Below are 8,058 nucleotides of genomic sequence, written 5' to 3'. Positions count from 1 at the left end.
GATCATACTACCATTGCTTGCTCTTGCTTACAAACTTAATGAAGTTTTATAATACTCAACGCATATTACCCAAAACCAGGTCTGATGCCTATTCCCCAAAAATAAACCCGGTATTTTGTGAAGATACCGGGTTTATGGGATGATAAAAATTGGCCAAAGAGCGATCGCGGGCGATCGTCAATTGGCGAAACCGAAAAATTATTTAAAGAGATTGTCGAGAAACACGCTTCTCAAAATGAGCCTGAGTCTGCTGCAACAGTTGTTCGCGACTGTCCTTAGCAGTAGTAATCGTGGGAAGCAAATTTCGAGCTTGTAAAGTCATGTGAAGCTGTAGGTGTGCCACGTACTCACTGACATCTTCGCGCAGGGAGCAAGCGGGGTAACGTTTTAAAGTAGAGTTCAAAGTGTTCTCCTGCTTTGAGTTTGCAGTATTTTTCAAATAATAATAGAGACTATCACGCTCTATTTCTAATTCTGTACTCTGTAATGAAGTTTAACCTTTGGATGGCTGTTTTGTTACAATTGTTTACATATATTGCTTAAACTAAGTAAATCCACCTGATGGAATGTAAAATGCCGATCGCACTTAAGCTGGCTGTGCAGATATTCTTCCTTCTGTCACGAAAATAACAAAAGCCATCTTCCCTGTTCCCTGTTCCCTGTTCCCTGTTCCCTCTTCCCTCTTCCCTCTTCCCTGTTCCCTCTTGTCAGGAGTCGATCGCCCATGCAGTCTCAATCAGTAGCAGCACACAAGCACACCTTAAATACACTTGTCAATAATCGCAGCCAAACAGCCGCCTACCTCGACATCGGGCGCGGCCGGCCCTTATTGTTGCTACACGGTTTCTTCGGAGAAAAGACTTGCTGGCTCCCATTAATTGAATTATTGCAATCTCAATTTCGGTGCATCAGTTTAGATATGTTAGGTTTTGGAGAATCGAGCAAACCACAAATCCAGTACGACGTAGCCGTAGAAGTTGCTTTCCTGCGGCAAGTTGTAGAACAACTAAACATCGAACCCTGCGCCATCATCGGACATTCTTTTGGTGGTTGGGTAGCCACTGGATATGCCCTAAAATATCCAAATTCTGTCAGCAGTTTAGTATTAGCAGCACCTGCGGGAATCCGCGACGACAGTTTTTGCGGTCAGTACGATGCTTTGCGGCCCTTGCTGTGGCAAACGCCCGCCGTTGATTGGGCCTTGCAGTTGGCAAAACCTTTTGCTAAATTAGCGGGAAAAAGTGAGAAATTGCAAGAAATTTCCGGGTGGCGCAGGGAGCTAATGTATCAGCCAGTAGCAAGGTCATTTTTAATGAGCCGGATGCGGCCGGAAGACGCAGTTGATACAGTAGAAAAAGAAATTCATAAATTGCAAATTCCTACATTAGTCATCGCAGCTATGGGCGACGAAACAATTCCCCTCTGGCACTGCGAAACCTACGCCAACGAGATACCGGGAGCCGAGTTAGCAATTATTCCCAATGCTACTCACGGATTGCCACAAACTCAAGCTCCAATCATGGCAAATTTGATTAATAAATTTTTGAATAATTAAGAAAAACTGTGCAACCACCCGAATGATTAAAATTGTGATACACAAACAAATAGCCACGGTTAGGAGACTCTTAATTACATTTTACCCATGGGTTGATTGCTGCTTCGTTCTTCCTTCTCTCGCGACGATAAATAAAGCTTTATTCATGAAACATATGTTACAAGTAAGTCATCAAACAAATGTATTTTAGTATACTATTCACACACTAAAAACAGCATATATTGCTTAGTGTATTGTAATTTTTTTTTATGACGCTCACCTCTTGTCTAAGTACGAGCTACCAAAAATTAGTTGATTCGAGGATATTACGAATGGCAGCATTGAGCAACTACTTTAATCTGGAAGAAATTACGACAGCCAGAAAAGTTAGTGCAGCAGTAATTAATATTAGCGGGCGCCAGCGAATGCTGTCCCAGCGAACCGCTTTTTTTTGCATGAGGTTAGTTGGCTCTGACAATGCCGCAGAAAGAGCAAAACTGCGCGAGAATTTGTTAGAGGCGATCGAGCTGATGGACAAGTCTCACCGCGATTTAATTAATACCGACACCAGCATCAACTTATTAAGTCCCCCTTCACCCGCTGTGAAGGCGATGTATTTTGAGGCGCCGCTGTATCTCGACAAGCAAGTGTGCGAATATATCGATCGCATCCAAGCCTTAGTCCAAGTTCCCGACGGCGAACTCAGCCTAGAAAATCCCCATCTAGCATACATTGTCCGAGCTGCCGGCGGTGAATTGCTAGCAGCTTTCGATGCTGTGGTGAGTCAGTACCAGCAAGAAAGCGAAATCGAACAATTTGAAATCGACCTCAAACAGGTTGAACTTTATCAAGAAAGCTGCGCTGCTACATCGAAAGCGGAAGCTCAAGCCGCCGAAATCGATCGCGCGCTTCGCGAACTCAAACAAACTCAAGCTCAACTTCTCCACAGCGAAAAAATGTCTTCGCTAGGAGCACTAATGGCGAGTATCGTCCACGAAATTAATAACCCAGTTAGTTTTATTTACGGCAATTTGAGCCATGCCGAAATCTATACAAAAGATTTGCTGTACCTGCTGGGTCTCTATCAAGAATGCTATCCCAATCCCTGTGATGAAATTAAGAATCAAATCCAAGAGATGGATTTGGAATTTTTAGTTGAAGACTTGCCTAAAGTTATGTCGTCCATGCAAATGGGTTCCGATCGCATTCGGGAAATTGTCAAATCCATGGGCAGCTTTTCGCGAACTGATAACAGTAACATGACTCAGTGCGATTTGCACGACAGCATAGACAGCACCATTTTAATTTTGCGCAACCGCCTCAATTCTAAAATAGACCGTCGAGATATTCAAATAGTTAAAAATTATGAAAAACTGCCTGATGTAGAGTGTTATGCTGGACAGCTAAATCAAGTATTTATGAATCTAATTAGCAACGCGATCGATGCTTTGGACGAGGCCGCCAAAAATCAGCCCCATGCGCCTCTAAAAATTTCGATCAGCACAGAATTAGCTGGGTTCGAGCGCGTGAGAGTGCGGATTGCTGACACGGGAATGGGAATGACAGCAGAGGTGAAAAAACGGATGTTCGAGCAATTTTTTACCACCAAGGCGATCGGTAAAGGTACGGGTTTAGGATTGTCTATTGTCTACAAAATTTTAGTAGAAAATCACCGAGGAACCCTCAGATGCGAATCTGAACCCTCCAAGGGAACCGAGTTTATCATTGAACTGCCAGTGCAACAAACTTAAATACTTGACAAACATCCAAATTTATCTGTAAAAATTATGGCACAGGCGGATTTGTAGAGGGTATTGGACTATTACAGCCAAAATTACCCCCCTAATCTCTACTTAATAAAATAAAGTCTCGGGCAAATTTTACTCGCGAATTGCCATACACTTTATTCAACTTTATCAGTGTTCCAGATTGATGCTTAATGATGCGAATTGTCGCCCTGCTGCTTTAATACTACCAAAGTAATATCATCAAACACTTTTTCTTCTCCAATAAACTGCCGTAAATCATTAATTGCTGCTTGCTTAATTTCTTCGGCGCTGTGGGGCCAATTCACAGAAATTACTTCACACAGCCTTTCGATTCCATAGAATTGTTTGCTGCTATTTCTGGCTTCGGTGATGCCGTCGGTGTACAGCACCACCCCGTCCCCCAGCTCTAACTTTACTAAAACATGGGCGACAAAATCAGCAATTTCTTCATCTAAACCGAGGGGAAATCCTAAATCTATTGTATCAATCCGTTCAATTTGACCGTCTTTTCTGACCACCAGAATTTCCTCGTGCTGGCCGCTAATGCTGATTTTGCCGTCGGCGTAGTTGAGGAGAGCCAGCGTCAGGTTTTTATCCGAATTCATGCGCTGAATATTTTTGTACAGGGTGCGGTTGAGAGTATCTAAAAAGCGTACCGGATCGGATTCTGGCATTTCCTGAAGAGTGCGGACGGCAGTTTGAGCCATCACCATCAAAATGCCACTTTCTAGTCCGTGTCCGGTGACATCGCCGATCGCAATAGTCACAACGCCCTCAGTATAAAGTACGTCGTAGTAATCGCCGCCAACTTCTTCGGCTGGTTCCATGAATCCGGCAATATCCAAGTGTGCAATTGCTGCGAGTTCATCAGTCTTGGGTAGAATCAACTGCTGCATTTGTCTGAGCATACCGAGTTCGGAGCTCATGCGCCGATTTTCAGCTTTCAGCCGCTTGTTGAGATCGGCAATTTCTTGATTTGCTGTACCAAGTTCTGAGGTGCGTTCTTTAACTTTATCTTCGAGAGTTTCAAAGGCTTCTTTTAATTGTCCAGCCATGCTGTTAAAAGAATTAGCTAATATCTGAACTTCAAAAATTTTGCTAGAATCAACATTTTGCTTGAGAGCGCCACCTGCGAGATTTTCTGAAGCTTTGGCAATTTCCAAAATCCGGCGAGCAATCCTGCTAGCGGTAAGAAATCCCACTCCAACAGAGGCAATTAGAGCCACAATACAGAGCAAGATGGTGTTGCGAGTGTTAGCATAAATTTGCGCCATAAAGTCGGATTCGGGAACCACAACTACAATCAGCCAGTTGAGACCGTACTTGTCAGTTAGCCGAGAAACTTGGAGAAATTGCCGCTGACCGTTGAGCTGAAAATTGAGTTGAGCGGTTTCTTGAATGTCTTCCAAGCGGTGGAAGCGATCGAGCAAATAAACCACGCTTTGGCGCATCAGTAGATTGCTGTTGTCCTGGGTTTTGAGTCGCTTTTTATTTTCGCCCTCTCCCACCGACAGAGGCTGATTTTTTACCGAACTGGCGATTAAATCGCCGTTGGGTTCAATGATAAATACTTGACCGGAATTGCCCACGCTTAAGGTTTGCAGGAAACCGCGAATTTGATCGAGTCCCATCTGGCAAGTCAGTATGCCAATCAGTTTGCCTGCGTCATCATAATAAGGCTGACTGGCATTAATTTGCAGCGTACCGTAGCCAAAATTAATGTAAACGTCGCTCCAAGCTGCTTGTTTTTTCTCGACAACCACTTTGTAAAAGGGGCGGTTGCGAACATCATAATTGGGCTGAGACCTCTCAATTTTTTGCGGGTTTCCATCACCGTCAACGTCGTAGTAGAGCAAGTCGCCACCCCCGGGGCTCAGTTGCTGCGCAAGCTGAGGTTGCTCGGCTCCGGCCAGCCGGTTCACCCAACCAATTCGCAGGTACTGACCTTTTTCGTTGGCAATTCCTGCGTAGCCGATCGAATTAAAGCGCAAAACTTGTTTCCAAAGATAGGGTCGAGAGCGCTCCAAATCCTCGAAGTTCAGCACCCCCAGCGGTAAAGAATCCTGATTGATTTGATTGACTAGCGGCGGAGTTTCCAGGTAGTTTTGGACGCGCTCGTAAACCCTAGCGCTGACGGAGCGCCCCAACTGATTGGCGAGATCGTTTACTGTTTTCTCTCCGTTTCTGTAGGAGAGATAGCCCACCCAGCCAACAGCAGCGACAATTTGTAACACAAACGGAACCACCAGGATGCTGCGGAGACGGAATTTGCCCCTGGTGCGGGCGATCGCGCGTTGTTGAGAAACCATTGTGAAAAACACTCCCCAGGGCTGTTGGCTTTGTCTTGTGCATTCCGTGCAGAAGACACAAGGAGCGATCGACCCCAAAATATGCGATCGCCACGACGAGTTCGATCGATCGCCCGATTTTTTCTCAGTCTCAAGCTGCTGAAATTATATCAAATCCGCCACAAAATCCCCGCTTTGGGCCCACAGCTTCCCACCCTCGCTACAGGGACAAAAACCCGCGATTGCCAGTTAATGCAGCCAAGTATTTTGGTATAGGATTATCTCTCAGCGGTCAAGGATCTTTTGACCTGTTCTCGCGCGCGATCGACAATGCGATGTATCAAATAACCAACCCCGTCCTTGAAACCGCGAAGTTTAGGACGATCGCAATTTTGCCAACACGCAGTAAAAAAAGTTTTTTCAATACCGGAGGATGCTTCCCAATCAAAAATACCTCCATTGATTAATAGTGACACGGGTGCCCAAGTGCCGGAGCGCAGCGCGTTAATTGCACTGAATTCGCTCCGCTAACTCGGCGGTTAAAATCTGCACATATCTACTCTAATTCTAACTTCAAAGTTGGCAACAGCTTTTCTAAATTCTTGAGAGATTTTTGTTGCCAAGGAACATCTGTCGAACCCACTACTAAGAGTTGAATTGTTTTCTTTTTTCGCACAGTAATGACAAACTTAGATAGTATATTAATCCCTGAACTGTTAACAAAATCCAATTTTTTGACGTTCAACGTAATGTGAGGTGGTTCGTTCTGGGCGACCTCTTCTAATAATTGAACTATTGGCGCATAATCTGAGGCTCCACCTAAGCTGAGTTCACCTTGGAAACTGACTGTGGCGGATTCTGGATCGTATTGAATACTGTAGTCTTGACCTTTTATTTCCTGAATATCCATTGTTTGGTGGTTTCCTAAGTTAATTATTGCGATCGCACAACAAAGCTAGTCAATTTAACATTTTAGACTTGAGGTTTTAGATTTACGGAACTGATAAATATAATAGGTTCAACAAAAGTATAACATTTGGAGCGCTCCGATCCGATAGTCGGGGGCTTGTATCCGTCCGTTTTTGGGTTTTTCAATATTGAAATAGTTAAAACTAAACGCTAATTTGAACAAGCGTCGTAATAGCCAGCATATTAGAACTATCGGGCATCGTCTCAAATTTCCAACCAATCTTAGCTGAATAGTCATTAATCATCGTCAGCAATCCCAGCCCCGATGTTTCACTTTCCGATTCAGCATTCTTTTCAAGCTGCTGTAAATACAGTTCATTCGAGTCAGAATTAAGGAGTTTTGTAATAAATTCCCGCAATTTATTAGCTGCTGGTTGTTGCACATAGTTAGTGGCAAAAATCACCGCGACTACATCAAATTCTCCTATAAAATGTATCCCAAACTTCACCTTTTGATAGCAATTCTCATCGCTAAATTTTATCGCATTTTCTAATAATTCATTGGCAATGTAACTCACTGCTCCCTTACTTTGTTTGATGCGTTTTTCGCTGCTAGCATCCTGCTCGTCTACTGGGATAAAGCTGGACAAATAATCTGCGACAAAATAAGCAGATACCCTATTATTGCGCCAGCGCTGCTTGATGGGGCGAGAACTTGGCGTAAATGTAAGTTCTAGCGAGTCGTGTTCTGGTGGAAATTGCTCGATGAATTCCCCATAGACTTGTGTCACAGTCTGTAAGCTTCCAGATGTCATTATTTTCCTACCTCCTCCTAATATGTGTCACTTATCTGTAAATATCAACACGCCATTTTAGTTATAAAAATTCTATATTATAACAAACAATAAGTTTATGCTTTTTAGGTAGAGTTTGCTGGATTTTTCAGGGAGATTTAGCGCCACTATATGTTTAAAAAAAAATGGCATTAGCAAAATTTTCCTGACAAGATTCTTTGAGTGCTTCACCAAAAATCGGCAAAATTTGAGTTTTGAGCGATCGCACTGGTTCTACTTCAACGTCTAACACCTCACCTCACCAACAGTAATGGCTTGTGGTATACTCAGTCAGACTTTACAGATGAGCCGCGAAATTCACACCGTCCGACAGCGCATCGGCTGGCATCCGATTCGGATCTTCAATAATCCCCACCATCGTATCACGTACATGGGTACCGATGCCAATATTCAGATGAATCTCCCGATCGATCTTACGGCTTTGACTAAATTTTTGCAACTGTTCCAGCTTCACAATTCCCGCGCCAATAGCATCATCAGCGCCGCCTATCTCCCGTATCCTTGAGCGATTAAAAATAAATAGCGATCGCAAATATTTGGTTTCAGCTTCAGATAGCAACACCTTGTATCCCGCACACTCCAGATGACAGGCAGAAATTAGAGGCTTTTTCGGATTTCTGGATGTACAAGTTGAGAAGACAAGATTGCTTAAGTCTTTGATTGATACAGAAACCGCAGATGTCAGACAGATAAACGCAGATAAA

7 protein-coding genes and 1 pseudogene are annotated in these 8,058 nt (G+C 43.7%); 3 read left to right on the top strand and 5 right to left on the bottom strand.

Annotated features, from left to right (window positions below; all coding sequences use genetic code 11):
- Nucleotides 1–202 precede the first annotated feature (202 nt).
- Nucleotides 203–403: a hypothetical protein gene (locus QT974_RS27720; protein WP_293155365.1), complete on the bottom strand. Its 201-nt coding sequence runs from the start codon at nucleotides 401–403 to the stop codon at nucleotides 203–205.
- A 321-nt stretch (nucleotides 404–724) separates the two neighbouring features.
- Here QT974_RS27720 and QT974_RS27715 point away from each other — a divergent pair, with 321 nt between their 5' ends.
- Entirely contained in the window at nucleotides 725–1,555 is an 831-nt protein-coding gene (locus tag QT974_RS27715; RefSeq protein ID WP_333471617.1) for an alpha/beta fold hydrolase, read from the top strand.
- A gap of 311 nt (nucleotides 1,556–1,866) precedes the next feature.
- A complete protein-coding gene (locus QT974_RS27710; RefSeq protein WP_333471616.1) occupies nucleotides 1,867–3,285 on the top strand; it encodes an ATP-binding protein in 1,419 nt (472 codons plus the stop codon).
- Between the two features lie 185 nt (nucleotides 3,286–3,470).
- Here the strand turns inward: QT974_RS27710 and QT974_RS27705 are convergent, their stop codons facing one another.
- Nucleotides 3,471–5,612: a SpoIIE family protein phosphatase gene (locus QT974_RS27705; RefSeq protein WP_333471615.1), complete on the bottom strand. Its 2,142-nt coding sequence runs from the start codon at nucleotides 5,610–5,612 to the stop codon at nucleotides 3,471–3,473.
- A 35-nt stretch (nucleotides 5,613–5,647) separates the two neighbouring features.
- Between QT974_RS27705 and QT974_RS27700 the strand changes: the two genes are divergently transcribed.
- Nucleotides 5,648–6,058, top strand: coding sequence for a hypothetical protein (locus tag QT974_RS27700; RefSeq protein ID WP_333471614.1), 411 nt, complete (start codon nucleotides 5,648–5,650; stop codon nucleotides 6,056–6,058).
- 89 nt (nucleotides 6,059–6,147) lie between these two features.
- Here the strand turns inward: QT974_RS27700 and QT974_RS27695 are convergent, their stop codons facing one another.
- The 3 genes and pseudogenes from QT974_RS27695 to QT974_RS27685 form a co-directional block, all read right to left on the bottom strand.
- Nucleotides 6,148–6,501, bottom strand: coding sequence for a slr1659 superfamily regulator (locus QT974_RS27695; protein ID WP_333471613.1), 354 nt, complete (start codon nucleotides 6,499–6,501; stop codon nucleotides 6,148–6,150).
- Between the two features lie 202 nt (nucleotides 6,502–6,703).
- A complete protein-coding gene (locus tag QT974_RS27690) occupies nucleotides 6,704–7,315 on the bottom strand; it encodes a DUF6272 family protein (protein WP_333471612.1) in 612 nt (203 codons plus the stop codon).
- Between the two features lie 316 nt (nucleotides 7,316–7,631).
- Nucleotides 7,632–8,058 (bottom strand): annotated as a pseudogene (locus QT974_RS27685) (hypothetical protein); the annotation flags it as partial.

This window comes from Microcoleus sp. BM001215392 (genome assembly GCF_036700185.1).
Taxonomy (GTDB): Bacteria; Cyanobacteriota; Cyanobacteriia; order Cyanobacteriales; family Microcoleaceae; genus Microcoleus.
This window is presented reverse-complemented; position numbering and strand designations above follow the sequence as displayed.